The 25,395-nt window shown below is 71.9% G+C and carries 21 protein-coding genes and 3 tRNA genes; 14 read left to right on the forward strand and 10 right to left on the reverse strand.

Going from position 1 to position 25,395, the window contains the following annotated elements; genetic code table 11:
• Positions 1 to 87 precede the first annotated feature (87 nt).
• Positions 88 to 1,080 carry a hypothetical protein gene (locus IEZ07_RS03930; RefSeq protein ID WP_068897607.1) on the reverse strand — a complete coding sequence of 331 codons (993 nt, stop codon included), beginning with the start codon at positions 1,078 to 1,080 and terminating at the stop codon, positions 88 to 90.
• Between the two features lie 236 nt (positions 1,081 to 1,316).
• Here IEZ07_RS03930 and serA point away from each other — a divergent pair, with 236 nt between their 5' ends.
• The 3 genes from serA to IEZ07_RS03945 all read left to right on the forward strand — a co-directional run bounded on the left by serA (position 1,317) and on the right by IEZ07_RS03945 (position 5,859).
• On the forward strand, positions 1,317 to 2,906 hold the full coding sequence (gene serA, locus IEZ07_RS03935; RefSeq protein ID WP_068897606.1) for a phosphoglycerate dehydrogenase: 1,590 nt from the start codon (positions 1,317 to 1,319) through the stop codon (positions 2,904 to 2,906).
• A 613-nt stretch (positions 2,907 to 3,519) separates the two neighbouring features.
• Entirely contained in the window at positions 3,520 to 4,566 is a 1,047-nt protein-coding gene (locus tag IEZ07_RS03940) for a 3-isopropylmalate dehydrogenase (protein WP_191893542.1), read from the forward strand.
• A gap of 195 nt (positions 4,567 to 4,761) precedes the next feature.
• Entirely contained in the window at positions 4,762 to 5,859 is a 1,098-nt protein-coding gene (locus tag IEZ07_RS03945; RefSeq protein WP_191893543.1) for a branched-chain amino acid aminotransferase, read from the forward strand.
• Positions 5,860 to 5,992: 133 nt separating this feature from the next.
• Here the strand turns inward: IEZ07_RS03945 and IEZ07_RS03950 are convergent, their stop codons facing one another.
• Positions 5,993 to 6,568: a Uma2 family endonuclease gene (locus tag IEZ07_RS03950; protein WP_191893544.1), complete on the reverse strand. Its 576-nt coding sequence runs from the start codon at positions 6,566 to 6,568 to the stop codon at positions 5,993 to 5,995.
• A 138-nt stretch (positions 6,569 to 6,706) separates the two neighbouring features.
• Positions 6,707 to 7,360 carry an O-methyltransferase gene (locus IEZ07_RS03955; protein ID WP_191893545.1) on the reverse strand — a complete coding sequence of 218 codons (654 nt, stop codon included), beginning with the start codon at positions 7,358 to 7,360 and terminating at the stop codon, positions 6,707 to 6,709.
• Between the two features lie 277 nt (positions 7,361 to 7,637).
• On the opposite strand from IEZ07_RS03955, the gene cimA reads away from it, so the two are divergent.
• Positions 7,638 to 9,215: a citramalate synthase gene (cimA, locus tag IEZ07_RS03960; RefSeq protein ID WP_191893546.1), complete on the forward strand. Its 1,578-nt coding sequence runs from the start codon at positions 7,638 to 7,640 to the stop codon at positions 9,213 to 9,215.
• Positions 9,216 to 9,311: 96 nt separating this feature from the next.
• Here the strand turns inward: cimA and IEZ07_RS03965 are convergent, their stop codons facing one another.
• The 3 genes from IEZ07_RS03965 to IEZ07_RS03975 all read right to left on the reverse strand — a co-directional run bounded on the left by IEZ07_RS03965 (position 9,312) and on the right by IEZ07_RS03975 (position 13,100).
• Entirely contained in the window at positions 9,312 to 11,003 is a 1,692-nt protein-coding gene (locus tag IEZ07_RS03965) for a heparinase II/III domain-containing protein (RefSeq protein ID WP_191893547.1), read from the reverse strand.
• Positions 11,004 to 11,256: 253 nt separating this feature from the next.
• Entirely contained in the window at positions 11,257 to 11,853 is a 597-nt protein-coding gene (locus IEZ07_RS03970; protein ID WP_191893548.1) for a cysteine hydrolase family protein, read from the reverse strand.
• A gap of 44 nt (positions 11,854 to 11,897) precedes the next feature.
• Complete coding sequence (locus IEZ07_RS03975; protein ID WP_204054257.1) at positions 11,898 to 13,100, reverse strand: helix-turn-helix domain-containing protein; 1,203 nt, start codon at positions 13,098 to 13,100, stop codon at positions 11,898 to 11,900.
• Between the two features lie 71 nt (positions 13,101 to 13,171).
• Between IEZ07_RS03975 and IEZ07_RS03980 the strand changes: the two genes are divergently transcribed.
• On the forward strand, positions 13,172 to 13,768 hold the full coding sequence (locus IEZ07_RS03980; protein WP_068897806.1) for an HD domain-containing protein: 597 nt from the start codon (positions 13,172 to 13,174) through the stop codon (positions 13,766 to 13,768).
• A gap of 141 nt (positions 13,769 to 13,909) precedes the next feature.
• On the opposite strand, the gene IEZ07_RS03985 is transcribed toward IEZ07_RS03980, so the two are convergent.
• On the reverse strand, positions 13,910 to 14,329 hold the full coding sequence (locus IEZ07_RS03985; RefSeq protein ID WP_191893549.1) for an antibiotic biosynthesis monooxygenase family protein: 420 nt from the start codon (positions 14,327 to 14,329) through the stop codon (positions 13,910 to 13,912).
• A gap of 162 nt (positions 14,330 to 14,491) precedes the next feature.
• Here IEZ07_RS03985 and IEZ07_RS03990 point away from each other — a divergent pair, with 162 nt between their 5' ends.
• Together IEZ07_RS03990 and gltX are read left to right on the forward strand one after the other, a co-directional pair.
• Complete coding sequence (locus IEZ07_RS03990; RefSeq protein ID WP_068897597.1) at positions 14,492 to 15,265, forward strand: fumarylacetoacetate hydrolase family protein; 774 nt, start codon at positions 14,492 to 14,494, stop codon at positions 15,263 to 15,265.
• Positions 15,262 to 16,629, forward strand: coding sequence for a glutamate--tRNA ligase (gene gltX, locus IEZ07_RS03995; protein WP_191893550.1), 1,368 nt, complete (start codon positions 15,262 to 15,264; stop codon positions 16,627 to 16,629). Before IEZ07_RS03990 ends, gltX begins: the two co-directional genes overlap by 4 nt.
• Positions 16,630 to 16,734: 105 nt before the next feature.
• On the opposite strand, the gene IEZ07_RS04000 is transcribed toward gltX, so the two are convergent.
• On the reverse strand, positions 16,735 to 18,741 hold the full coding sequence (locus IEZ07_RS04000) for a M3 family metallopeptidase (protein WP_191893551.1): 2,007 nt from the start codon (positions 18,739 to 18,741) through the stop codon (positions 16,735 to 16,737).
• A 177-nt stretch (positions 18,742 to 18,918) separates the two neighbouring features.
• On the opposite strand from IEZ07_RS04000, the gene IEZ07_RS04005 reads away from it, so the two are divergent.
• From IEZ07_RS04005 to IEZ07_RS04020, 4 genes are all read left to right on the forward strand, one after another.
• Positions 18,919 to 18,990 (forward strand) — tRNA-Gln (locus IEZ07_RS04005).
• A 63-nt stretch (positions 18,991 to 19,053) separates the two neighbouring features.
• Positions 19,054 to 19,129 (forward strand) — tRNA-Glu (locus IEZ07_RS04010).
• Positions 19,130 to 19,144: 15 nt separating this feature from the next.
• Positions 19,145 to 19,217 (forward strand) — tRNA-Glu (locus IEZ07_RS04015).
• A 120-nt stretch (positions 19,218 to 19,337) separates the two neighbouring features.
• Positions 19,338 to 20,306: a TlpA disulfide reductase family protein gene (locus IEZ07_RS04020; protein WP_239319450.1), complete on the forward strand. Its 969-nt coding sequence runs from the start codon at positions 19,338 to 19,340 to the stop codon at positions 20,304 to 20,306.
• Between the two features lie 173 nt (positions 20,307 to 20,479).
• Here the strand turns inward: IEZ07_RS04020 and IEZ07_RS04025 are convergent, their stop codons facing one another.
• Positions 20,480 to 22,222, reverse strand: a complete 1,743-nt coding sequence (locus IEZ07_RS04025) for a hypothetical protein (protein ID WP_191893552.1) — start codon at positions 22,220 to 22,222, stop codon at positions 20,480 to 20,482.
• Positions 22,223 to 22,368: 146 nt separating this feature from the next.
• A complete protein-coding gene (locus tag IEZ07_RS04030; RefSeq protein ID WP_068897591.1) occupies positions 22,369 to 23,085 on the reverse strand; it encodes an IclR family transcriptional regulator in 717 nt (238 codons plus the stop codon).
• A gap of 79 nt (positions 23,086 to 23,164) precedes the next feature.
• Here IEZ07_RS04030 and leuC point away from each other — a divergent pair, with 79 nt between their 5' ends.
• From leuC to IEZ07_RS04045, 3 genes are read left to right on the forward strand one after another with little or no spacing between them, the layout of a single operon-like run.
• Entirely contained in the window at positions 23,165 to 24,544 is a 1,380-nt protein-coding gene (gene leuC / locus IEZ07_RS04035; protein ID WP_191893553.1) for a 3-isopropylmalate dehydratase large subunit, read from the forward strand.
• Between the two features lie 11 nt (positions 24,545 to 24,555).
• Positions 24,556 to 25,143, forward strand: a complete 588-nt coding sequence (gene leuD / locus IEZ07_RS04040) for a 3-isopropylmalate dehydratase small subunit (RefSeq protein WP_189238675.1) — start codon at positions 24,556 to 24,558, stop codon at positions 25,141 to 25,143.
• A complete protein-coding gene (locus tag IEZ07_RS04045; RefSeq protein ID WP_068897588.1) occupies positions 25,122 to 25,376 on the forward strand; it encodes an SCO5555 family protein in 255 nt (84 codons plus the stop codon). The genes leuD and IEZ07_RS04045 overlap by 22 nt, the downstream gene beginning before the upstream one ends.
• Positions 25,377 to 25,395 lie beyond the last annotated feature (19 nt).

Raw genomic sequence — 25,395 nt, forward strand, 5'->3', positions numbered from 1 at the left:
GCCCCGGAGAGCTCCGGAACGGCCCCGGAGAGCCGCCGGAGGCGCCCCGGGGCGGTCACGGAGCCCCGTGGAGGCTGGAGGCCGCGGTCAGTCCCGTACGTCGGCGCAGACCACGTGGGCGCCGACCTCGATCATGCGCTGCTCGCTGCGCGCGTCGGCGACCCGCGCCATGAGGATCGGCGCGTCGCTCGCCGCCAGCTGGGGCAGCCGGGCCCGCACCATGCGGTGCAGGTCGCGCACCACGTCCTCGGCCGCGGACATGTGCACCTTGACGTGGAGCATGATCCCGGGAGCCCCCGAGGCGGTCCGGGCCTCGGAGATCCACACGTGGTGGATGAGCGGGAAGTCGGCGAGGAGCTGGGCGATCGCCACGCGCAGCGCGGGCAGGATCGGGTGGGCGCACCGCTTGTAGCCGGGGTCGACCATCTGCATCGGCCCCGACAGGTGGGGCCGCGGCGCGGGGATCCACGGCTGGGCGGAGGCCGCGGGCACCGGGGTGGTCATCGGCCGGGCCGGAGGGAGCGGCCGGCTCGGCGGCGCGGGCGGGCTCGGCGAGAGCGGAGGGGTGGGCGAGGCCAGCGGGCTCATCGGACCGGCCGGGGCCAGCGGGGCCGCCGAACCCACCGGACCGGCCGAACCGGCCGAGCTCACCGCCGAGGCGCGGCTGACCGTCGCCATCGCCCCGGTCGCGTAGGCGGTCGGGGTCGTGCCCGACAGCGCCGGCGCGGGACCGGGGCGGGTGGAGCGCAGGTACCGCAGGAGGTCCTCGATCGGTACGGCCGCAGCCGTGGGCCCGGCGGCGTCGATCACGATCTCGCGCACGCCCGTGACGCGCTGGATGTCGAGGATGGTGTCGGCGTCGCAGTCCGACAGGGAGTGGCTGCCGCCGTGCCGTGCGTAGGTGCCCGCCGAGGTGTATCCGAGCAGCACCCGGTCACCGGCCTGCGTCGTCCCGAGGACGACGGAGCGGTCCGGTCGCACGGCGACGAGGAGCCCCCCTTCGGCAAGCGCGGCCAGCAGCCGGTGCGGGCCGCCGTGCTGCGCGAGCACATCGCCGAGAGCGGGGTTGCCGATGCTCATATGACGAACGATAGGTAGAGGACCACGGCTTATGAGGGTAATCGTGAAGATTTATCGCAGCAATACCAAGTTGAAGGTTCCGTGCATGAGATTCGGGGGGATTGGGTACCAGTCTCCGCCCGCAGGCCGGGGGTGATCTCCGTCTCGGATCGCGGGACACTCGTGAACACGTTCACAAGCGTCGATAGACTGCGTGAGATCCGGTGCAGCCCTCCCCGTCTCGTAAGGAACCACCAGTGAACAAGCCCGTCGTACTGGTCGCAGAGGAACTCTCCGAGGCCGGTCTCGCGGTCCTGGGCGCGGACTTCGAGGTCCGTCACACCGACGGCGCCGACCGCGCCCAGTTCCTGCCCGCCCTCGCCGACGTGGACGCGCTCATCGTGCGCAGCGCCACCCAGGTGGACGCCGAAGCCATCGCGCACGCGCCCCGGCTCCGCGTCGTCGCCCGCGCGGGCGTCGGCCTGGACAACGTGGACGTGGAGGCCGCGACCAAGGCCGGCGTCATGGTCGTCAACGCGCCGACCTCCAACATCACCAGCGCCGCCGAGCACACCGTCGCGCTGATCCTCGCCTCCGCCCGCAACGTCGCCCAGGCGCACTCCGCGCTCAAGGGCGGCGAGTGGAAGCGCTCGAAGTACACCGGCGTGGAGCTCGACGAGAAGGTCGTCGCGATCCTCGGCCTCGGCAAGATCGGCCAGCTGGTCGCCCAGCGCCTGCAGCCGTTCGGCGTCGAACTGATCGCCTACGACCCCTACCTGCAGCCGGCCCGCGCCGCGCAGATGGGCGTGCGCCTGGTCTCGCTGGAGGAGGCCCTGCGTGAGGCCGACTTCATCACCGTGCACCTGCCGAAGTCCAAGGAGACGATCGGCCTCATCGGTGACAAGGAGCTGCACCTGGTCAAGCCGTCGGTCCGCCTGATCAACGTGGCCCGCGGCGGCATCATCGACGAGGGCGCCCTGTACTCCGCGATCAAGGAGGGCCGCGTCGCCGGCGCCGGCATCGACGTGTTCCCCAAGGAGCCCGTCACCGACAGCCCGCTGTTCGAGCTGGACCAGGTCGTCGTCACCCCGCACCTGGGCGCCTCCACCCACGAGGCCCAGGAGAAGGCCGGCACCCAGGTCGCGCGGAGCGTGAAGCTGGCCCTGGCGGGCGAGTTCGTGCCGGACGCGGTCAACGTCCAGGGCGGCGCCGTCGCCGAGGACGTCAAGCCGGGCCTGCCGCTGGCCGAGAAGCTCGGCCGCGTGTTCACCGCCCTGGCCGGCGAGGTCGCCACCAGGCTCGACGTCGAGGTCCGCGGCGAGATCGCCGCCCAGGACGTCCGGGTGCTGGAGCTGGCCGCGCTCAAGGGCGTCTTCACCGACGTGGTCGAGGACTCCGTCACCTACGTCAACGCCCCGCTCCTGGCCAAGGACCGCGGCGTGACGGTGGAGCTGGTCACCGGCTCGGAGAGCCCCGACTGGCGCAACGTGGTGACCGTCCGCGGCGTCCTGGCCGACGGCCGCACGGTCTCGGTCTCGGGCACCCTGTCCGGCCCGCGGCAGATCACGAAGATCGTCGAGGTCAACGGCTACCAGATCGAGATCGAGCCGACCGACCACCTGTCGTTCCTCACCTACTCCGACCGCCCCGGCGTCGTCGGCGTCGTCGGCCGCATCCTGGGCGACCACGGCATCAACATCGCCTCCATGCAGGTGGCGCGGCACGCCAAGGGCGGCAAGGCGCTCATCGCGCTGACCGTCGACACCGCCATCCCGGCCGACGTCGTCGAGCAGATCGTCGCCGAGATCGGCGCCGAGGGCGGCCGCACGGTCGACCTGGCCGACTAGCGGCCCCCGCCCGCGGCGACCGGCGGACCGCACCCGCGGCGACGCTCTCCGAGACGGCCGCCGTCCCTCGTCCGAGGGGCGGCGGCCGTCTCAGCATGTGGGAAGTCCGTACGGCGGGCGAGACGGCATCGCGGTGACCAGGTAGTCTGGGATGAAATACGCCAGGTTCTCGTCGTCCTCACCTGTCACGGCGGAGCCTGAGGGGCAGGCCGGCGGCCCGCCGCGCTGCGGTGGCGCCTCCTGGTGACGGGCCCCTCGTCGCCGGTCCGCGATCCGGACCCGCGACCCCAGGCCCGGTCCGGGGCCGCGATCGGCACCTCCGGACCCCCTCCCCTGGTCCCGTGCCGCTTTCCGTACGACCGAGATGAGAGTCGCCATGTACGACATGTATCCCTGGAACCGTCCCGAGGACGCCAAGGAGGAGGCCGCAGAGGCCCTCCAGGCGGCGCTGGACCGCCGCGACAACGGCGGTGCGCCGAACCGCTAGCCGAATGGGCGGGCGCCGGTGCGCCGCCCCGATCGCCCCGCCCGCTCCGATCTGCCCGGGACATCCGAAGTGTCCGATTGGTGAGACCGTTGTCCGAGTACCGGGACGGACCGGTAAGGTGCCCTCATGGATTCGCGTAACATCCGCCTGGCGGTCATCCCGGGTGACGGGATCGGGACCGAAGTCGTCGCCGAAGGCCTGAAGGTCCTCGAAGCGGTCGGGGGGAAGGTGGAGACCACCACCTACGACCTCGGCGCCAAGCGCTACCACGAGACCGGTGAGACCCTCCCGGACACGGTCCTGGACGAGCTGCGCGGCTACGACGCGATCCTGCTCGGCGCGATCGGCGACCCCAGCGTGCCCCCGGGCGTCCTGGAGCGCGACCTGCTGCTCCGGCTCCGCTTCGACCTCGACCACTACGTCAACCTCCGCCCGGTCAAGCTCTTCCCCGGTGTGGAGACCCCGCTGGGCGGGGTCCGCCCCGAGGAGATCGACATGGTCGTCGTGCGGGAGGGCACCGAGGGCCTGTACGCCGGGGCCGGCGGCGTGCTGCGCCGCGGCACCCCGCACGAGATCGCCACCCAGGAGTCGGTGAACACCGCCCACGGCGTCGAGCGCGTGGTCCGCTACGCCTTCGACAAGGCGCTCTCCCGCCCCCGCAGGAAGCTGACGCTGGTGCACAAGACCAACGTGCTGACCTACGCGGGCGACCTGTGGGCCCGCACCGTCGACCGCGTCAGCCTGGAGTACCCCGACGTCGAGTCCGACTACTGCCACATCGACGCGGCCTCGATGTTCTTCGTCAACCAGCCGCAGCGGTTCGACGTGATCGTCACCGACAACCTCTTCGGCGACATCATCACCGACATCGGCGCGGCGATCGCCGGCGGCATCGGCCTGGCGGCCAGTGGCAACATCAACCCCGAGCGCACCGCACCGAGCATGTTCGAGCCGGTCCACGGCAGCGCCCCCGACATCGCCGGGCAGAGCAAGGCCGACCCCACCGCCACGATCCTGTCGGTCGCCATGCTCCTGGACCACCTGGGCCTGGCCGAGGAGGCCGCCCGGGTCGAGCAGGCCGTCGCCGACGACCTGGTCGAGCGGCAGACCGGCTGGAGCGGCCGGACCACCCAGGAGATCGGCGACGACATCACCGCCCGAGTAGTCGGCTGAGGAAGCCGCCCACCCCGACCCCAGACGCGCCCGGCGGCTCCCAGTGAGCCGCCGGGCGCGTCTTCGCGTCCGCGGCCACTTCCGCCGGTCCCGCCTCCTGCCGATCACCGGCCGGAATGCAGTAGTTTCCCGTTACCCGGTCCGTCGCAGAATGGACTAAAGGGTAGACCCGCCACAAAGAGAAGGATCTCCGTCATGACCACCGCTCAGAAGCTCGGCTTCGACGTGCAGCTCTCCGACCACGCGCGCACCGCGGCAGAGCGGGAGCGGGTAATGGAGAGTCCCGGGTTCGGGCAGGTCTTCACCGACCACATGATCTCGATCGACTACACCGAGGGCGAGGGCTGGCACGACGCGCGGCTCACGCCGTACGGCCCGCTGACCCTGGACCCGGCGACCTCGGTCTTCCACTACGCCCAGGAGCTCTTCGAGGGGCTCAAGGCCTACCGGCAGCCGAGCAGCGGGGCGATCGTCTCCTTCCGGCCGTACGCCAACGCGGCCCGCTTCAACGCCTCCGCGCTGCGCATGGCCATGCCCGAGCTGCCCGAGGAGACGTTCGTCGAGTCGCTGGAGCTGCTCGTCCAGACCGACCGCGAGTGGGTGCCGACGACCGAGGGACACAGCCTCTACCTGCGGCCCTTCATGATCGCCACGCAGCCCGCGCTCGGCGTGAACTACCCGTCGAAGAACTACCGGTACATGGTGATCGCCTCCCCGGCCGCCGCCTACTTCGGCGCCAGCAAGGCGGTCTCGGTCTGGCTCTCCACGGAGTACACCCGCGCGGCCCCCGGCGGCACCGGTTTCGCCAAGTGCGGCGGCAACTACGCGGCGGCGTTCGTGGCCCAGCGCCAGGCCGTCGAGCAGGGCTGCGACCAGGTGGTCTGGCTGGACGCGAACGAGCACCGCTACGTCGAGGAGATGGGCGGGATGAACCTGTTCTTCGTCTACGGCGACCGCCTGCTCACCCCGGCGCTCACCGGCACGCTGCTGCCGGGCATCACCCGCGACTCGATCCTCACCCTGGCCGGCAGCCTCGGCCTCACCGCCGAGGAGGGCCGCATCTCGATCGAGGAGTGGCAGGCGGGCTGCGAGTCGGGCGAGCTCACCGAGGTCTTCGCCTGCGGCACCGCGGCGGTCGTCACCCCGGTCGGCTCGGTCAAGGGCGCCGACCGCGCCTGGACGGTCGGCGACGGCACTCCGGGCCCGGTCACCCGCCGCATCCGCGAGGAGCTCACCGGCATCCAGTACGGCACCCGCCCCGACGCGCACGGCTGGGTCCACAAGATCTGCTGACCGGCCTCCCCTGCGGTCCGCGCCCGTTCGCGCCCCGGTCCTGGCCGGGTCCGCGGTCGCGAGCCGGTCCGCCGTGCTGCAGGAGAGGGCCCGATCCCGTCCGTCCCACCCGGGCTCTCTCCATGCGGCGGTCTTACTTCCCGGTGTCGCCTGTGCTTTCTCCCGTGAGCAGCCTGCCCGTGTCGATCGTGAGATCCCACGGCGCGGGCAGCTCGATCGGCTTGCCGATCGTCTCGGTGACCTCGTTGAGGTAACCCGTCTCGCTCGGCTGGCTGAACAGCGTGACCTGGTTCTCGAAGGCGTCGATCACCAGGTAGAGGGGGACTCCCGCTGCGGCGCAGTTCCGCGGTTTGACGACATGGTCGTCGCTCTGGCTGCTGGGGGAGACGACCTCGACGACGAGGAGCGCCTCCTCCGCGTGGACGTTCTCGTCGTCCCACATGCGCGGATCGCGGGGGAGGACGAGGAGGTCCGGTATGTAGCGGTCCTTCTGGACGCCGAGGAAGAGCTTCATGCCCCAGACGGGAAGCCATCCTCGCTCTGTCGCCACGGGAAGGAGCTGGGACAGCAGCCAGAGGATGGTCTTCGCGTGGTCGAACGTAGGCAACTCCCTCACCACGATCCGGCCGCTGATGATCTCGACCTTCCGGTCGGGCCACTGCGCGCACTCATGCTGGTAGCGCTGGTCGATCTCCTCGCGATCCGACATGCACTTCGCCTTACGACGAGCCAGAACTTTGGACATGGGTCCATCATCCCCTCCTGGTGGGCGGACGCAACGTGTTTGACGCGCCGCACAAAGTAACGGCAAAGTCTGCAGCCCGTCCGGAGGTTCGGAAAGTTCTCGTCAGTGCTTTCGAATCATGGTCAGGCCGTCGGCCATGGGGAGCATGATCGAAGTGCTCCGGGGGTCGGCCATGACCAGGTCGTTGAACTCGCGCATCACCTGGGTGGTCTCGTCGCGCTCGTTGGGATGGGCGACCCGGCCGCTCCACAAGGTGTTGTCGACGAGGATCACCCCGCCCGGGGCCAGGACGGACATCAGGATCTCGTAGTAGACCGGGTAGCCGGGCTTGTCGGCGTCGATGAAGGCCAGGTCGACGGGCGGGCCGCCGGTCAGCTCGCGCAGCCGCGCCTCGGCCGGGCCGAGCCGCAGTTCGACGCGGTCGGCGACGCCGGCCTTCTCCCAGTAGCGGCGGGCCACCGCGGTCCACTCCTCGCTGGCGTCGAAGCAGGTCAGCCGGCCGCCGGGGGCCAGGCCGCGGGCCAGGCAGACGGAGGAGTAGCCGGTGAAGGTGCCGACCTCCACGGCGTTCCGGGCGGCGGAGATCTGGGCGATCATGGTGAGGAAGCGGCCCTGGTCGGGGGCGATCTGCATGTTCGCCCGCTCGCCCATGAGCTCGCGCGTCTCCAGGGCCAGGGCGTCCAGCAGCTCGTCGGGCCGGGCGGTGTGCGCGAGCAGATACTGCCCGACGGCCGGTTCGAGATAAGTCGCCTTCATCCGGCCATTCTCGCTGGTCGGAGTCGATCTCCCGGGGCGGGGCCCCTCCTGCGGGGCTGTGCCGTACGTCTCGTATCCCGAGATCAATGTGTCAGATGGTGGCCGCGTGTGGCAGACTTCGGAGCATCATGTTCTACGGTCTGCTCATTATCGGCAGGCGCGCTGGCTGAAAAGGGACACCGCCAGCGCGCAGACCTCTCACGTCCGTGAGGGGTCTTTTTGCTTTCCGGGGCCGGACGGGCGCGCGGCGATCATCGCACCGCGAAGGAGATCCTCAATGACCGACGACCGCTTCCACGTCTACGACACGACGCTCCGCGACGGGGCGCAGCAGGAGGGCCTCAACCTGACGGTGGCCGACAAGCTGGCCATCGCGCGGCACCTGGACGGCCTGGGCGTCGGGTTCATCGAGGGCGGCTGGCCCGGCGCGAACCCCAAGGACACCGAATTCTTCCGGCGGGCTCGGACCGAGCTCGACCTGAAGCACGCGCAGCTCGCCGCGTTCGGCGCGACCCGCCGGGCCGGGGTGAAGGCGGCCGACGACCCACTGGTCGCCGCACTGCGCGAATCCGGCGCGCCGGTCGTGACCCTCGTCGCCAAGAGTCACGACCGGCACGTCGAGCTGGCCCTGCGCACGACCCTGCAGGAGAACCTCGCGATGATCCGCGACACGGTCTCCCACCTCCGGGCGGAGGGCCAGCGGGTCTTCCTCGACGCCGAGCACTTCTTCGACGGCTACAAGTCCAACCCGGCCTACGCACTGGAGGTCCTGCGGACCGCCGCGGAGGCGGGCGCGTCGGTGATCGCGCTCTGCGACACCAACGGCGGCATGCTCCCCGACGAGCTCGCCGAGGTCGTCCACGAGGCGGTCGGCACCGGCGCCCGCGTCGGCATCCACTGCCACGACGACACCGGCTGCGCGGTGGCCAACACGCTGGCCGCGGTCAAGGCCGGCGCCACCCACGTGCAGGGCTGCGCCAACGGGTACGGCGAGCGCTCCGGCAACGCCAACCTGTTCACCGTGGTGGCCAACCTCCAGCTCAAGCGGGGCTTCGACCTCGTGCCGCGGGAGGCGCTGGCCGACATGACCCGCATCGCGCACGCGATCACCGAGGTGACCAACGTCACCCCGAACTCCCACGCGCCCTACGTCGGCGTCTCCGCCTTCGCGCACAAGGCCGGGCTGCACGCCAGCGCGATCAAGGTCGACCCCAACCTCTACCAGCACATCGACCCGGCGCAGGTCGGCAACGACATGCGGATGCTCGTCTCCGACATGGCCGGGCGCGCCTCGGTCGAGCTCAAGGGCCGCGAGCTGGGCTACGAGCTGTCGCCCGAGACCTCGCGCGACCTGGTGGACCGGGTCAAGGACCTGGAGTCGCGGGGCTACACGTTCGAGGCGGCCGACGCCTCCTTCGAGCTGCTGCTCCGCGACACCGTGGCGGGCGAGCGGCGCCGGCACTTCGCGGTCGAGTCCTGGCGGGTCATCGTCGAGCGCACGCGCGGCGGCGAGCTGGTCAGCGAGGCCACGGTCAAGCTGCACGCCAAGGGCGAGCGGATCGTCGCCACCGGAGAGGGCAACGGCCCGGTCAACGCGCTGGACCGCGCGGTGCGGGCGGGACTGGAGCGGCTCTACCCGGAGCTGGCCGGGGTCGAGCTGATCGACTTCAAGGTACGGATCCTCGAGGGCACGCACGGCACCGACGCGATCACGCGCGTGCTGATCACCTCCAGCGACGCGACCGCCGAGTGGGCGACCGTGGGCGTCGACGAGAACATCATCGAGGCCTCCTGGCAGGCCCTGGAGCAGGCCGTCACCTACGGCCTGCTGCGCGCGGGGCACGAGGCGGGCTGAGCGCCGGGGCGGTGCGGGCGGGGTACGGCGCGGCCACGCCCCGCCCGCACCGCACGTCAGGAGGGGTCCGCGCGGCCGGCCTCGGAGGAGGGCGAGTCAGGAGAGGTCCGCGCGACCGGCCTTGAAGGAGACCGAGCCGTCGGAGGTCTCCAGCCGGACCCTGCCGTCAGAGCAGGAGACCGAGGGCCGGTCGGTGCCGGGCACCACCACGGTCAGCAGCCCGCCCGCGACGGCGGGGGAGACGACCGCGGGGGCGGCCTCCTTCTTCAGATAGGCGGTGGAGACCCAGCCCTGGTAGGGGCTGCTCGCGCCGCGGACGACCTTCTGTCCGCCGACCGGCGTGCAGGCCGGCATCGCCAGCTGGACCAGCGTCGCCTTCCAGCCCGTCTTGTCCTTGACGACGACCCGGCCGCCCCCCTCGGAGACCACCGACAACCCCGGGGCGAAGTGCCACAGGTTGCCGACCTTCGAGCCCTTGGGCACCGTGTCGAGGACGGCCATCACGTCCTCGCCGTGGTTGACCAGGACCGAGCGGGTGCGCGGCACGCCGTACGCCCTGTCGGTGAGGCGGAAGCTCTGCCGGTCCCCGCCGATCGACGACCTGCTCAGGGCCGTGGCGGTCCGGGGGCGGAAGCGGGCGCCGGCCACGACCGGCACGTTGTGCGCCTCGGGGGACATCGTCCAGCGGCGGTAGCCGCTGTTCTCGTAGGAGTGGAAGCCCGCGTCGACCAGGACGTCGCGGCCCTGGGCGTAGTAGGTGACGCCCAGGTGGTCCTCGTGGCCGTGGTGCCTGGTGCCCGGGCCGAACCGGATGGAGTAGAACGCCGACTCCGGCTTGTCCCAGGCGGTCCGGCCGTAGACGTAGCCGTTGCCGTACACCTTCACGGTCTTCTTCGGGCTGTCGTAGCCGACCGGGCGGACGTCGGCGCCGCCGTCCCCGATCGGCACCATGAAGCCGTTGGGCTGGGTGGAGTGGGCGACGAAGTCCTTGAGCGACTCCCAGCGCTTCTCGATCGAGGGTGGCACCTTCCGGCCGCACTCCCTGATGTCGTCCATGGCCACCTTGAGCCGGTCGTGGACGTAGGTCGCGTAGCGGGGCGCCTGCTCGCGCAGCGCGCCCTGGGAGTCGACGTCGAGGTCGACGGTCTCGGTCAGGCGGCGGATCGCCAGGGAGGACCACTCGTCGCGCCTGTAGCGGCAGCCGATGCCGAGCAGTGCGATGTCCTGGTCGATGCCGTGGTTGTGGCCCTTCTCGTACAGCCTGGGGTCGGAGAGCATCGAGGCGTGCTCGGCCAGGCTCCTGGTCAGCCAGGACTCGCCGACGTGCTTGCTCAGGCAGACCAGCGCGGGGGCGCGCAGCGCGATCGGGTGCTCCTGCCAGGCGTACGGGCTGCCCCCGCCGCGGCGGGGGTTGTCCGCCACCCAGTCCTTGGCGATCTCGGTGGCGCGGGTCAGGTAGGCCTTGTCCCCGTTGGTCTCGTAGTCGGCGACCAGGCGGCCCATCCAGCGCAGGGAGTGGAAGACCATGCTCCAGGAGCGGTTGCGGTAGGGGTCGGTCCGCCAGTCGACGTCCTTGCCCACCTTGACCGCGGGCAGGCCGAGGAAGTCCACCTGCCCGGCCATGACGTCGGCGGACGTCGGGGTCGCGGGCAGCCAGTCGCCCTGGCACTCGGCCGTGCGTTTGACCGCGGTGCCGTCGGCGCCGGCGGTCTGGGCGGTGCCGACCATCGCGCCGCAGGTCAGCAGGAGGGCGGTGGGGAGTACGAGTGCTCGTGTGCGGCGGCGCACGCCAGTTCCTTCCGGGCCGAGTGAAGAGGGCGGATCAAGCTGACCGAATCCCACCAAACCGGTCAAGCAGGGATGCCCTCTTCCAGCACATCGTTAGCAACCAGATGCACAGGGGCGGTTTACCGGGCCCCGGCCCAGGTCGGAGCCGGGGCTCAGGCAGGGATCGGGGCAGGGACCGGGGCCGGAATCGGGGCCCGGGCAGGGACCGGGACGGACGACCGGCCGCGGCTCACGTCGCGGCTCACACGGTGGTTCAGCGGGTGCTCGCCCAGATGCCGGTCAGCGGCAGCGGTTCACCCGCCTGCACCGCGGCGGTCCACTCGGCGGTGGTGGCCACCGAGGCGAAGTTGGAGTCCATCACCACCAGTACGTGCTCGTGGACCTGCCGGGCGGTCAGGCTCCCCGCCCGGTTCGACAGCGCGACCGTGCCGGTGGCGTCCGCGAGGAACTCCACGGACAGGCCGCGGTGGAAGGCGTCGCGGGCGGTCGACTCGTCGCAGTTCTGGGTCATGTAGCCGGCGACGGTCAGCGTGTCGATCCCGCGCGCATCCAGCCACTCCCCGAGATCCGTCCCGGTGAAGGCCGAGGCCCTCGCCTTGTCCACCAGGTGGTCGTACGGCCTGCCCGCCACCTCCTCGCGCAGCTCCCACCCGTGCCCGCCGGAGGCGAAGATCGGCGACGAGGCCGGGGCGGTGTGCCGGACCACGACCACCGGGACGCCGTGCGCGCGGGCGGTGTCCATCGCGGTCAGGACGTTGGCGAGGCTCTCCTCGCGCGGCGGGTGGGCGATCGGCAGGGCGCCGGTGAAGTACTCGTTCTGGACGTCGATGACGATGAGGGCTCGTTTCACGCGTCCAGCCTCGCGGTTCGGGCGGGTCCCGGGTGAGCGCCGGCTCAGCCGACCACCGAGAGATTCACGCCATCCGTGTGACCGGTGCGGTCCGGGCCTCGGTCCGAGCCTCGGTCCGGGCCGTCCGTCCCGCCCGGGCCGAAGGCCTCCCGGTAGGCGGTGGGGGAGACCCCCACCTGGCGGCGGAAGTGGGGCCGCAGCGCCACCGCGGAGGCGAAGCCCGATCTGCGGGCCACCTGCTCGACCGGCTCGGCGGTCGTCTCCAGCAGCCGCCGGGCGTGCAGAACGCGCTGGTGGAGCAGCCACTGGGCGGGCGTGGTCCCGGTGGCCCGGCGGAAGCGCCGGTCGAAGGTGCGGCGGCTCATCAGCGCCCGGGCGGCGAGGGCGTCCACGCTCAGCTCCCGGTCCAGGTGGCGCAGGGCCCAGTCGAGGACGTCGCCGAACGGGTCGCCGGCGGCCGGGGCGGGGACGGGGTGGTCGATGTACTGGGCCTGGCCGCCGGCCCGGTGCGGCGGCGTGACGAGGCTCCTGGCGATGGTGTTGGCCACCTGCGTGCCGTACGCGCGGCGGACCAGGTGCAGGCAGAGGTCGATGCCGCCGGTGCTGCCCGCCGAGGTGAGGATGTCCCCCTCGTCCACGTAGAGCACGTCGGGCCGGACCTCGACGCGCGGGTACGCCGAGGCGAGGAGTCCCGCGTAGCGCCAGTGCGTGGTGGCCGGACGCCCGTCCAGCAGCCCGGTGGCCGCCAGCACGAACGTGCCGAGGCACAGGGAGACGACCGTCGCGCCCCTGCCGTGGGCCCGGCGCAGCGACTCCAGCGCCTCCGGCGACGGCGGGCGGCCCGCGGACGGGTTGCGCCAGGTCGGCACGATCACCAGGTCGGCGTCGTCGACGGCGTCCAGGCCGTACGGCGCGGCGAGGGTCATGCCGGCGTCCGTGCGCACCGGGCCCCCCTCGGCGGCCACCGCCCGGACGTCGAACTCGGGCATGCCCTCCCGCCGCTCGCCGAAGACCGCGATCGGCACCGACGCCTCGAAGAGGGGGATCTGGTCGAAGAGCAGCACCGCGACGGTCGAGAAGCCCGTGGGGAGGGGCGCCGCGGGCGGGTCCGCGGAGAGGTCCGCCGCGGGCGGGTCCGTGGGCCGGTCCGCAGGGAGGTCCGCCGCGAGCGGGTCCGTGGGCCGGTCCGCGGGGGAGGGGCCGGTGCCGGGAGGGCCCGGGGGGAAGAGCGCTGCCGGAGAACCCATGGCGGGATCCTATCGGCGGATGGCCTCCCGGCCGCTCGTCCGGTCAGGTGCGGGCGGACATGCTGGTCGGCATGAGACTCGCCGACATCACGGTCCCCGACACCGCCGCCTGCCGCGCCGCGCTGGAGACGGCCGAGGCCTACTGCTCGCCCTCCCTGCTGAACCACTCGGTCCGGGCCTACCTGTGGGCGGCGGCCTACGCGCAGGCCCGTGACATCGCCTTCGACGCCGAGCTGCTGTACGTCTCGTCGATGTTCCACGACATCGGGCTGGTGGCGGAGTTCGACAGCCACACGGTCCCGTTCGAGGAGGCCGGGGGCCACGTCGCGTGGGTGTTCGCCGCGGGCGCGGGCTGGCCGGTCGAGCGCCGCAGGCGCGCCTCGGAGGTGGTCGTGCGGCACATGTGGGCCGAGGTGGACGTCGCCGCCGACCCCGAGGGGCACCTGCTGGAGCTCTCCACCGGCCTGGACATCTCCGGGCGGCGACCGGAGGACTGGCCCGCCGGCCTGCGGGCCGAGGTGCTGGAGCGCCACCCCCGGCTGGAGATCGGCAAGGAGTTCGCCGCCTGCATCAAGGCGCAGGGGGAGCGCAAGCCGGAGAGCCTGGCCGGGGAGTTCGTCCGCAACGGCGTCGTCGGCCGCATCCAGGCCAACCCGCTGGACCGCTGACCTCCCGCCCGCTGACCTCCCGCCCGCCGGCCTCCCGCCCGCCGGCCTGCTGACCTGCCGGCCGCCCGGTTCCGGCCCCGGTCACAGCCCGCCCCGCCGCCGGTCTCCCCACCGGGTACGGCCGGCGGCGGGGCTCCGTGCTCAGGCCTTGGGCCCGGCGCTCTGCACGACCTCGAACGACCACACCTCGGCCCCCGAGGCGGCGGGGCCGCCGTGCCCGTGGCCGTGGCCGTGTCCTTGGGCCTGTTCGTGCCCGTGGCCCTGTCCTTGTCCCTGTCCGTGGCCCTGTCCGTGCCCGTGGCCCTGCGCGCCGGCCTCGGCCGCGGCCTGGGCGTGGCCCCGCTGGAACGCCTGGCTCTCGGTCCAGCGCTTGAAGTCCTCCTCGGACCGCCAGCGCGTGTAGACCAGGTAGCGATCGGTGCCGTCGACCGGGCGGAGCAGCTCGAACCACTCGAACCCGTCGGCCGACTCCACGATCCCGGCCCGGTTGGAGAACCGGCGCTCCAGTTCCTCGCGCATCTCCGCGGGCACGGTGAGCACGTTCATCTTCACAACCGACATGCGGGCTCCTTTCAGGACGTCTTCTCCGGTCACCCTACGATCTCCGCCCCGGGGGCCGGGGAACCGCTCCGGCGGGCGTGGCGGGACGGGCCCCGGGGCGGAGCCGGGCCGTACCCGGCGGGGGCGGTCCGGCGGGACCTCGACCGCGACTAGCCTTGTGGGGTGCGTATAGCGAGGTTCTCCACAGGTGACGGTGTCGGATTCGGGGTGGTCGAGGGCGGCCCCGGCGAGGAGTTCGTCTCCGGGATCTCCGGGCACCCGTTCGGCCCGATCCAGTTCACCGGCGAGCGGCACGCGCTCTCGCAGGTCAAGCTGCTCGCGCCCATGCTGCCCAGCAAGGTCGTCGCCATCGGCAAGAACTACGCCGAGCACGCCCGCGAGATGGGCGGGGAGGTCCCCGACGAGCCGCTGGTGTTCCTGAAGCCGTCCACCTCGGTGATCGGCCCGTCGGAGGCCGTCGCCTACCCCGTCGGGCTCTCCCGGCGGGTCGACTTCGAGGGCGAGCTGGCGGTGGTCATCGGCAGGCTCTGCCGGGAGGTGCCCGTCGAGCGGGCGCACGAGGTCGTCTTCGGCTACACCTGCGCCAACGACGTCACCGCCCGCGACCTGCAGAAGAAGGACGTGCAGTTCACCCGGGCGAAGGGCTTCGACACCTTCTGCCCGCTCGGCCCGTGGATCCAGACCGAGCTCGACCCGGCCGACCTCGGCATCACCACGAAGGTGAACGGCGAGGTACGGCAGAGCTCGCGCACCTCCAAGCTCATGTACGACATCCCCGCGCTGATCGCGCACGTGAGCGCGGTCATGACCCTGATCCCCGGCGACGTCATCCTGACCGGGACGCCCGAGGGGGTCGGGCCGCTCGAGATCGGCGACGAGGTCAGCGTCAGCATCGAAGGTATCGGCACTCTCAGCAACCGGGTGGTCTCGCGATGATCAGGGTTCGTTTCGCTCCTTCGCCGACCGGCATGTTCCACGTCGGCGGCGCCCGCTCGGCACTGTTCAACTGGGCCCTGGCCGAGCAGTCCGGGGGCCGCTTCGTCCTGCGCATCGAGGACACCGACGCGGCGCGCAACCGGCCCGAGTGGACCGAGGGCATCCTGTCCGCGCTGGCCTGGATCGGCATCAGCGGCGACAACCCGGTCTTCGAGGGCCCGCACTTCCAGTCGGAGAACGAATCGCAGCACCGCGAGGCCGTGGCCAAGCTGCTCGCCGACGGCAAGGCCTACTACTGCGACTGCACCCGCGAGCTGCTCCAGGAGCGCACCGGTTCCGAGCACAAGGGCTACGACGGCTTCTGCCGCGACCGGGCCCTGTCCGCGGGCGCGGTCCGCTTCCGGACCCCCGACGAGGGCGTCACGGTCGTGGACGACGTGATCCGCGGCCGGGTGGAGTTCCCGAACGACGCGCAGGAGGACTTCGTCATCGCGCGCAGCGACGGCTCCCCGCTGTACGTCCTGGCCAACGCCGTCGACGACATCACCCAGGGCATCACCCACGTGGTCCGCGGCGAGGAGCACCTGGCCAACGCCCAGCGCCAGCAGCTGCTCTGGCCCGCGCTCGGCGCGAACCCGCCGGTCTGGGCGCACCTGCCGGTGATCGTCAACGAGCAGCGCAAGAAGCTCTCCAAGCGCCGGGACAAGGTGGCCCTGGAGTCCTACCGCGACGAGGGCTACCTGGCCGAGGCGATGGTCAACTATCTGATGCTGCTCGGCTGGGGCCCCGGCGAGGACCGGGAGATCATGCCCTGGGCGGAGATGGTGCCGCTGTTCAGGCTGGAGGACGTCAACTCGGCGAACGCGTTCTTCGACGAGAAGAAGCTGCGCGCCTTCAACGGCGAGTACATCCGGGCCCTGCCGCCGGAGGAGTTCGCCGCGCGCTGCGAGCCCTGGCTCGACCCGAGCTGGGACCGGGAGCTGTTCGCCAGGGTCGCGCCGCTGGCGCAGACCCGCATCGCGGTCCTGTCGGAGATCACCGCCAACGTGGACTTCCTCTTCCTGGACGAGCCGGTCTTCGACCAGGCGTCGTGGGACAAGGCGATGAAGAACTCCCCGGAGGAGATCCTCAGCGGCTACCTCGCCCGGCTGGAGACGGCGGACATGGACCCCGAGTCGCTGAAGACCGCGCTGGAGGAGGTCGGCGCCGAGCACGGGCTCAAGCTCGGCAAGGCCCAGGCCCCGGTCCGGGTGGCGGTCACCGGGCGGACGGTCGGCCTGCCGCTGTTCGAGTCGATCGAGGCCCTCGGCCGGGAGCGCTCGATCGAGCGCGTGCGCGCGGCGCTGACGCGGCTGCGAGGCTGAGCGCGCGTGCGGCGCCGAGCACACGCGTGCGGCGCCGCGCACGTCTGCGAGACCTGAGCGGGCCCGAGGCGGCCGGAGAGGACCTCTCCGGCCGCCTCCGGCGTGTCAGGCCAGCAGTCCCCGGCGCTCCAGCAGGGGCTCGATGCGCGGGTCGCGCCCGCGGAAGTCGCGGAAGGCGTCCATCACGTCCTTGGACCCGCCGACCGACAGCAGCGCGGCGCGGAAGTGGTCGCCGTTCTCGCGCCGCAGGCCGCCGTTCTCCTTGAACCACTCGACGCTGTCGGCGTCGAGGACCTCGCTCCAGATGTAGGAGTAGTAGCCGGCGCTGTAGCCGCCCACGCCGGACGAGAAGATGTGCGCGAAGTAGTTGGTCCGGTAGCGGGGGCGGACCAGCTCCAGGGCGATCCCGGCGCGCTCCAGGGCCGCGGCCTCGAAGGCCTCGGGGTCCTCGACCGTCTCGCCCGGGGCGAGCCGGTGCCAGGCCCAGTCGAGCAGCGCCGCGGCGAGGTACTCCACGGTCGCGAAGCCCTGGTTGAACCTCTCCGCGGCCCGCATCTTCTCCAGCAGCTCCGCCGGGACGGGCTCGCCCGTCTCGTGGTGCCGGGCGAAGCCCTCCAGGATGGACGGCCAGGTCGCCCACATCTCGTTGACCTGCGAGGGGTACTCCACGAAGTCGCGGGGGACCGTGGTGCCGGAGACGCGCGGGAAGCGCACGTCGGAGAACAGGCCGTGCAGCGCGTGGCCGAACTCGTGGAAGGCGGTGTTGACCTCGTCGAAGGTCAGCAGCGTCGGGCCCTCCGCGGGCTTGGTGATGTTGAGGTTGTTCATCACCACGGGGAGCTCGCCGAACAGGCGGGACTGGTCCACCAGGTTGTTCATCCACGCGCCGCCCCGCTTGGTGGGCCGCGCGTAGGGGTCGAAGACGAACAGGCCGAGCGGCGACCCGTCGGCGTCCGCGACCTCGTAGACCCGCACGTCGGGGTGGTAGCCGTCCAGGTCGGGCCGGTCGGTGAAGGTGACGCCGTACAGCTCGCCGGCCGCGCGGAAGACGCCGTCCCGCAGCACCCGGTCCAGCTCGAAGTAGGGGCGCAGCTCGGCGCCGTCGAAGTCGTAGCGGGCCTTGCGCACCTTCTCGGCGTAGAACGACCAGTCCCACGGCTCGATGGCGAACCCGGCCTGCTCGCTCAGCGCCTCGGCCTCCCGCCGGGCGTTGGCCACCGCCGGGCCCACCAGCTTGCCGAGCAGCTCCTCGACGGCGCCGGTGGTCTTGGCGGTCTGGTCGGCGACGGAGTAGGCCGCGTGGCTGGGGAAGCCGAGCAGGGCCGCCCGCTCGGCGCGGAGCGCCGCCATCCTGGCCGCGAGCCCGAAGTTCTCCGGTGCCCGGTTCACCGAGAGCTCGTACAGCCTCCTGCGGGTCCCGCGGTCGGTCAGCTCGGCCAGGGCCGGCTGGTTGGTGAAGTTGAGCAGCGGAAGGACGTACCGGCCGTCCTTCTCGATCGCCTTGATCGTGCTCTCGGCGAGCCCGTCCAGCTCCTTGGCGTCCTCGACGACCAGGGCCGAGGCGGTGGAGGCCGTCAGCAGGTTCTGGGAGAAGGCCGTGGCGAGCGTGGAGAGCTCCTCGTTGAGGGCCCTCAGCCGCTCCTGCTCGGTCTCCGACAGCTCGGCTCCGGCCCGGACGAAGTCCTCGCGGTACTTCTCCAGCAGCCAGGCCTCCTCGGGGTCGTCGGTGGAGACCTGCTTGAGCCGGGCGTAGAGCGCGCGGTCGAGGTGGATGGCGTCGGAGTGCTTGGTCAGCCGGGGGGCGATCTCCTTCTCGATCGCCCGGATGCCGTCGGTCGCGTCGGAGGAGGCGAGGCTGAAGAAGACGGTCGCGGTCCGCTTCAGGATCTGCCCGGAGCGCTCGAGGGCCTCGACGGTGTTGGCGAAGGTGGCGGGTTCGGTGCTGCCCGCGATCGCCGCCACCTCCTGCAGTTGCTCGGCCATGCCGCGCTCGAACGCGGGCAGGTAGTGCTCCTCGCGGATCTCGGCGAAGGGCGGCAGCCGGTAGGGCAGCGGGCTGGCGGTGAAGAAGGGGTTGGACGGGTTCACGGTCAAGGCGTGGGCTCCTCGCATACGGATCACGGCGGACGGATCTTCTGAGCAGCGTTACACAGACGGGCTCCGCCGGGCACTCCGGCGTCACGGGGTTGGGTTCCGGGCGGGCCGGGGACAATCGTTTTGGTCCTTGCACTCAAGGTGGGCTATTCTTTCGGAGTCGCCAGGGCGCTCCGAAAGGAAAGTCCGAAGCGGTGGGGTATGGTGTAATTGGCAGCACGACTGATTCTGGTTCAGTTAGTCTAGGTTCGAGTCCTGGTACCCCAGCTGCGATCTCCGCAAGGAGATCGCATGGATCCGGTCCCCTCCGGATCCGATGACAGTGCGTAGGGTCCCGTCGTCTAGTGGCCCAGGACGCCGCCCTCTCAAGGCGGTAGCGCCGGTTCGAATCCGGTCGGGACTACCACTGTCACATTTGCAAGGCTCCGTCGTCTAGTGGCCTAGGACGCCGCCCTCTCAAGGCGGTAGCGCCGGTTCGAATCCGGTCGGGGCTACATCGCAGGACCCCTGGAAGCATCGGCTTCTAGGGGTCTTCTGCATTTCCAGGCCTGCCCCCTTGATTGGATAGTGCCGCTGCCTGATAATTGGGTACCACAGCTATCCAATGGAGGTCGATGATGATCACCCTGCTGGCGGACGGGCGCGAGGACGCGATCGACGGCCTGGTCGTGCCGTACGGCGCGCCGGTGCTCGGCTGGGAGCGCAAGCCGCACGGCTGGTGCCGGGGCGAGGCGTGCATCCCCTCGTTCCGGGCCGCGGCGGCCGAGACGGCCGACGGCGTGGACCTGGTCGCCTTCGCCGGGTTGCTCGGCCGGCAGGCGGTGGCCGACCCGGACGAGGGCGTGGTCGCGGTCGGAGAACCCGTCGAGCCCGTGCTGGACCGGGCACCGGAGTTCGGCCCGCTGCCCGGGCTCCGCGGCGCCAAGGTCGCGCTGGTCTTCTGGGCCTCCTGGTGCGGCTGCCGCTACGACCTGCCGGCCTGGGAGGAGCTCCACCGCGAGCTGGGCGGGTACGGCTTCAGCGTGGTCAGCGTCTCCCTCGACCGTGACCCCGATCACGCCGGGGAGTGGCTCGCCGGCCTGACCCATCCGGCGGTGGTCGACGCCGACGGCCGGATCGCCGAGCTGTACAACGTGGTCAACGTGCCGACCGTGGTCTGGATCGATCCCGACGGCCGCATCGCCCGTCCCCAGGACACCATGACGGCCACCGACACCTTCCGGTCGATGAACGGCCTGTCCTCCGAGCGGGCCGTCGCCGCCCTGCGCCGATGGGTGATCGAGGGCGACACGGGGACGGAGCTGCGCGAGCTGCGCGCTCCCACCGCCGACGAGCGCCTGGCCCGGCTGCACGGCCGGGTGGCGGCGTGGCTGCTGCGCGCCGGCCGTACCGCCGCGGCCGGGCGGCATCTGGCGGCGGCCGCCGCGCTCGCCCCGCACGACCTGGCCGTCCGGCGCGGCCTCATGCCGCTGGCCGGGGTGGACCCGTTCGGCGAGGAGTACTTCAGGATCCGGGAGGAGCTGGAGGCCGCGGGCATCCCGATCTACCGGCCGCTTCCCGACTGGCAGGAGGCCGCCGGGTGAGGGGCCCGGGAGGGCGCCGGGCGCAGGGTCCGGGAAAGGGCCGACGCGGGGGGCTCGGGAGGGAGGGCGGCGCGGAGGGTCCGAGGGGTCCGGGAAAGGGCCGGCGCGGAGGACTCGGGAGGCCCTGGGAAGGGGGCGGCGCGGAGGGCCCGGCGGGCCCTCCGCGCGGCGCGTTAGTTGTCGCCGGAGCGGGCCTTGAACAGGGCCCGCTTGGCGGCCTTGCCCACCTGCCGGTCCGGGTGGGCCTTGGAGATCGTCTCCAGCAGCTCCTCCAGGTGCGGGTGGGGGACCTTCCAGATGACGTCCAGCAGGCCGACCAGCATCGAGGTCGGGCCGATGTCGTCCAGGCTGCTGACGAACTCGGGGCGGCCGAGTCCGGCGGAGATGGTCAGCATGTCGAGGATCAGCCAGTGCGTGTCGGCCTGGGTCGGCGCGGGGACGTCCTCGACGCCCAGCTGGGCCAGGTGCGTGGCCGCGTAGGGGTGCAGAGACGGCTCGTCCAGGGCCCGGCGCCAGGCCGGCACGGCCACCGCGCCCAGCGAGCCGACCACGCTGGCCGCCTGGACGCGGACCAGCGCGTCCGCGTCGTCCTCCGCCGCGGCCGCCAGCAGCTCCTCGGCGGCCCGGGCGGGCTCGCGGAGCTCCATCCACGCGGCGAACTCGGCGTCGGCCTCCTCCTCGGGCAGCTCCGCGCTGAAGGCGAGCAGGTCCAGGGCCGTCATCGCGTCGATGGCGGGCCGGGCGTCCAGCTCGATGTCGGCCTCGTCCACCAGGTGGACGAGGCCCTCCATGCCCAGCGGCGTCAGCCGCACCTGGTCGTGCTCGACCTCGACCATGCCGTATCCCGACAGCCAGTCCAGCACCGGGTTGAGCGGGTCGCCGTACTGCGTGGTGGCGGCGTCCCAGGCCTCGGCGCCCAGGTCGTCGTACTCGGCGGCGGCCTCGGCCAGCTCGGTGCGGAGATCGTCGAGGGATTTGGAGCCGGTCGCCAGCAGCACCCGGACCAGCAGCGCCCGGGTCAGCCCGGACAGGGCGATCGTGGCGTCCTCGTCGTCCAGCTCGGGGTCGCCGTAGTCGATCGAGTGCAGCCCGGCCAGCCAGGCGTCCAGGACGTCGTCGTCCTCCTCGAAGGGCCAGTCGGCGGTGTCGGGGTCGACGCTGACGGTGTCCTCGCCCTCGGGCTGGAGGAAGTCCAGGTCGATCGCGAGGTTCCAGACGTTCCACAGGGCGGGCACGGCGTCGGCCAGCCGGCCCTCCACCGCCTCCGGCACGGGGAACCCGAGGACGGCCAGCGCCTCGGCGATCTCGGCGTCGGTGAGCAGGTCCTCCTCGCCCACCCGGCGCTCGGTCCCGACCCAGACGGCCAGGTCCCGGGCCTTGGCGATCAGGACGGACCGGCGCGCGGCCGCGGCCAGCTCGGCGTCGGGCCGGAGCCGGATCGTCGGCAGCGCGGCGAGCCGGTCGGCGAACGGCTCGAAGTCGCCCAGCCCCTCGAACTCCTCCTCGTCGTACTCCTCGGCGTCCTCGCCGTCCTCGGAGAGCAGCTCCTCCATCGCGTCGACGACGTCGTCCTCGATCTCGTCGAGCTCGGCGAGCATCTCCTTGAGCGGGGAGGAGCCCGCCGAGAGCCGGGCGGTGTCCGACAGGTAGGCCAGGTAGGCGCGGACGGCGGGCACCAGTCCCTCCGCCGCGGCCTCGGGATCCTCCACCACCTTCGGCATCCGCTCCAGGAGCACCGTGCGCAGATCGGAGGTCCTCCAGCGGCCGACGTCGTCGGAGGCGATCAACCGGTGCCACAGGGCGACGGAGCCCACCAGGTTCGAATCGCTGCCGGGCGCGTTCTCACGGGCCCAGAGGATGAATTCTTGGAGCAGGGGACGCAGTTCAGCGGCGGCTGCCTCGATGCGATCTGTCACCCGCCCAGCCTAGGGGCCCGCGGGGGTGCTCGCCTCCTCATATCGGGTGGGCGACCGGCCGCGGTGCGCGGTGTTCCCGCACGGTGTGCCGCCCGGTGTTCGGCCCGGTGTTCGGCAGGGTGTCCGGCGCGGCGGCGCCGTACGGCTCAGCCGTTCCTGCGCATCGCCTCGGTGATGCGCTCGGCGGCGGCGACCACGGGGGCGGCGTGCAGCCTGCCGGGGGTGCGGGTGAGGCGCTCGATCGGCCCGGACACCGAGACCGCGGCGATCACCTTGCCGCCCGCGCCCCGTATCGGGGCCGAGACGCTGGCGACCCCCTGCTCGCGCTCACCGACGCTGTGCGCCCAGCCCCGGCGGCGGACGCTCGACAGCGTGGCCGCGGTGAACTTGGCCCCGCGCAGGCCGCGGTGGAGGCGGTCGGGCTCCTCCCAGGCCAGCAGGATCTGCGCGGCCGAACCGGCGAACATCGGCAGGGCCGAGCCGACCGGCACGGTGTCGCGCAGCCCGCTGGAGCGCTCGGCGGCGGCCACGCAGACCCGTTCGTCGCCCTGGCGGCGGTAAAGTTGTGCGCTTTCTCCGGTCATGTCCCGCAACTGGGTGAGCACGGGCGAGGCGACGGCCAGCAGCCGGTCCTCGCCGGCGGCCGTGGACAGCTCCGAGAGCCGCGATCCCAGCACGAACCGGCCCTGCGTGTCGCGCGAGACGATGCGGTGGTGCTCCAGCGCGACCGCCAGCCGGTGGGCGGTGGGGCGGGCCAGGCCGGTCGCCTGGACGAGCTGCGCGAGGGATGCCGGGCCGGCCTCGAGGGCGTTGAGCACCAGAACGGCCTTGTCGAGTACGCCGACTCCGCTAGAGTTGTCCATACACCGATACTGCAGTCTCGACATATGAGAAGGCAAGTCGGGCGACGACGCGCAGCGTCGCAACGAAAGGGAGGCGACAATGGGCCGCACGCTGGCGGAGAAGGTCTGGGAGCAGCACGTCGTGCGACGTGCCGAGGGAGAGCCCGACCTGCTCTACATCGACCTGCACCTCATCCACGAGGTGACCAGCCCGCAGGCGTTCGACGGCCTGCGCATGGCGGGGCGGACCGTGCGGCGGCCGGACCTCACCATCGCCACCGAGGACCACAACGTCCCGACCCTGCTCGGCCCGATCACCGACCCGGTCTCCAAGACCCAGGTCGAGACGCTGCGCAAGAACTGCGCCGAGTTCGGCGTCCGGCTGCACCCGATGGGCGACGCGGGCCAGGGCGTCGTGCACATCATCGGCCCGCAGTTCGGTCTGACCCAGCCCGGCATGACCATCGTCTGTGGTGATTCTCACACCTCGACGCACGGCGCCTTCGGCGGCATCGCCTTCGGCATCGGCACCTCCGAGGTGGAGCACGTGCTGGCCACCCAGACGCTGCCCGCCTACCGGCCCAAGACGATGGCCATCGAGGTCTCCGGCGAGCTGCCGCCCGGCGTCACGGCCAAGGACCTGATCCTGGCGATCATCGCGAAGATCGGCACCGGCGGCGGTCAGGGCTACATCGTCGAATACCGCGGCGAGGCCATCCGCAAGCTCTCCATGGAGGGCCGGATGACCATCTGCAACATGTCCATCGAGGCCGGCGCCCGCGCGGGCATGATCGCCCCCGACGAGACCACGTTCGCCTACCTCCAGGGACGTCCCCACGCCCCGACCGGCGAGCAGTGGGACGCCGCCGTCGAATACTGGAAGTCCTTGGTCACCGACTCCGACGCGGTCTTCGACACCGTCGTGGAGATCGACGCCTCGACCCTGACCCCGTTCGTCACCTGGGGGACCAACCCCGGCCAGGGCGCCCCGCTGGGCACGGCCGTGCCGGCGCCCGAGGAGACCAACGACCCGGCGGCCGCCCGCCGCGCGCTGGAGTACATGGGGCTCACCCCCGGCACCCCGCTCCGCGAGGTCGAGGTGGACACCGTCTTCGTGGGCTCCTGCACCAACGGCCGGCTGGAGGACCTGCGGGCCGCGGCCGAGGTGCTGCGCGGCCGCAGCGTCGTGACCCGGACGCTGATCGTCCCCGGCTCGATGCTGGTCAAACTCCAGGCCGAGCAGGAGGGCCTGCACGAGGTGTTCAAGGCCGCCGGCGCCGAGTGGCGCGAGGCGGGCTGCTCGATGTGCCTGGGCATGAACCCCGACACCCTCGCCCCCGGCGAGCGCAGCGCCTCGACCTCCAACCGCAACTTCGAGGGACGCCAGGGCAAGGGCGGCCGCACCCACCTGGTCTCGCCCGCCGTCGCCGCCGCCACCGCCGTCACCGGCAAGCTGACCGCCCCCGCCGACCTGGCCTAGGAGACACGACCATGGAAGCCTTCACCGCGCACACCGGCCGGGCCGTGCCGCTGCGCCGCAGCAACGTCGACACCGACCAGATCATCCCGGCCGTCTGGCTCAAGCAGGTCAGCCGGACCGGCTTCGAGAAGGGCCTGTTCTCCGCCTGGCGCGAGGACCCGGACTTCGTCCTGAACCAGCCCGCCTACCAGGGCGCCTCGATCCTCGTCTCCGGACCGGACTTCGGCACCGGCTCCTCGCGTGAGCACGCGGTCTGGGCCCTGCAGCAGTACGGCTTCCGCGTCGTGATCGCGGCCCGGTTCGGCGACATCTTCCGTAACAACTCCACCAAGATGGGGCTGCTCCCGGTCGTGCTGCCGGCCGAGACCGTCGAGGCGCTGCAGTCGGCCGTGGAGGCCGACCCCGCCCTCGAGGTCACCGTCGACCTGGGGGAGCGCCGGGTGCGCTGGGGCGCCGAGTCCGCCGGTTTCGAGATCGACGACTACACCCGCTGGCGGCTGATGGAGGGCCTGGACGACATCGGCCTGACCCTGCGCAACGCCGACGACGTGACGGCGTACGAGAATGGCCGGCAGCCATGGCTGCCGACGACGGTCTGACCCGCTCCGAACGAGAGCTGGCGCGGCTGCTGCGCGAGGCGCACAGCCGCGTCCGCGTGCTGCCCGTGCCTCCGGAGACGCGGCAGCGCCTGGCCAAGCACCTGCTGGCCATCTGCGGAGCGGCCAAACACGACCTGGACCGAGCGGCCACCCGCCTGGAATCGTTCCTGATTGACCTCGATGACCTGGTTTCAGACACACGGAGTGCTGGAAATATTGCGGAAGGTGATTGAGTCACACGCTTCCGTCCCC

Source organism: Planomonospora parontospora, assembly GCA_014647935.1.
In the GTDB taxonomy this organism is placed as follows: domain Bacteria; phylum Actinomycetota; class Actinomycetes; order Streptosporangiales; family Streptosporangiaceae; genus Planomonospora; species Planomonospora parontospora.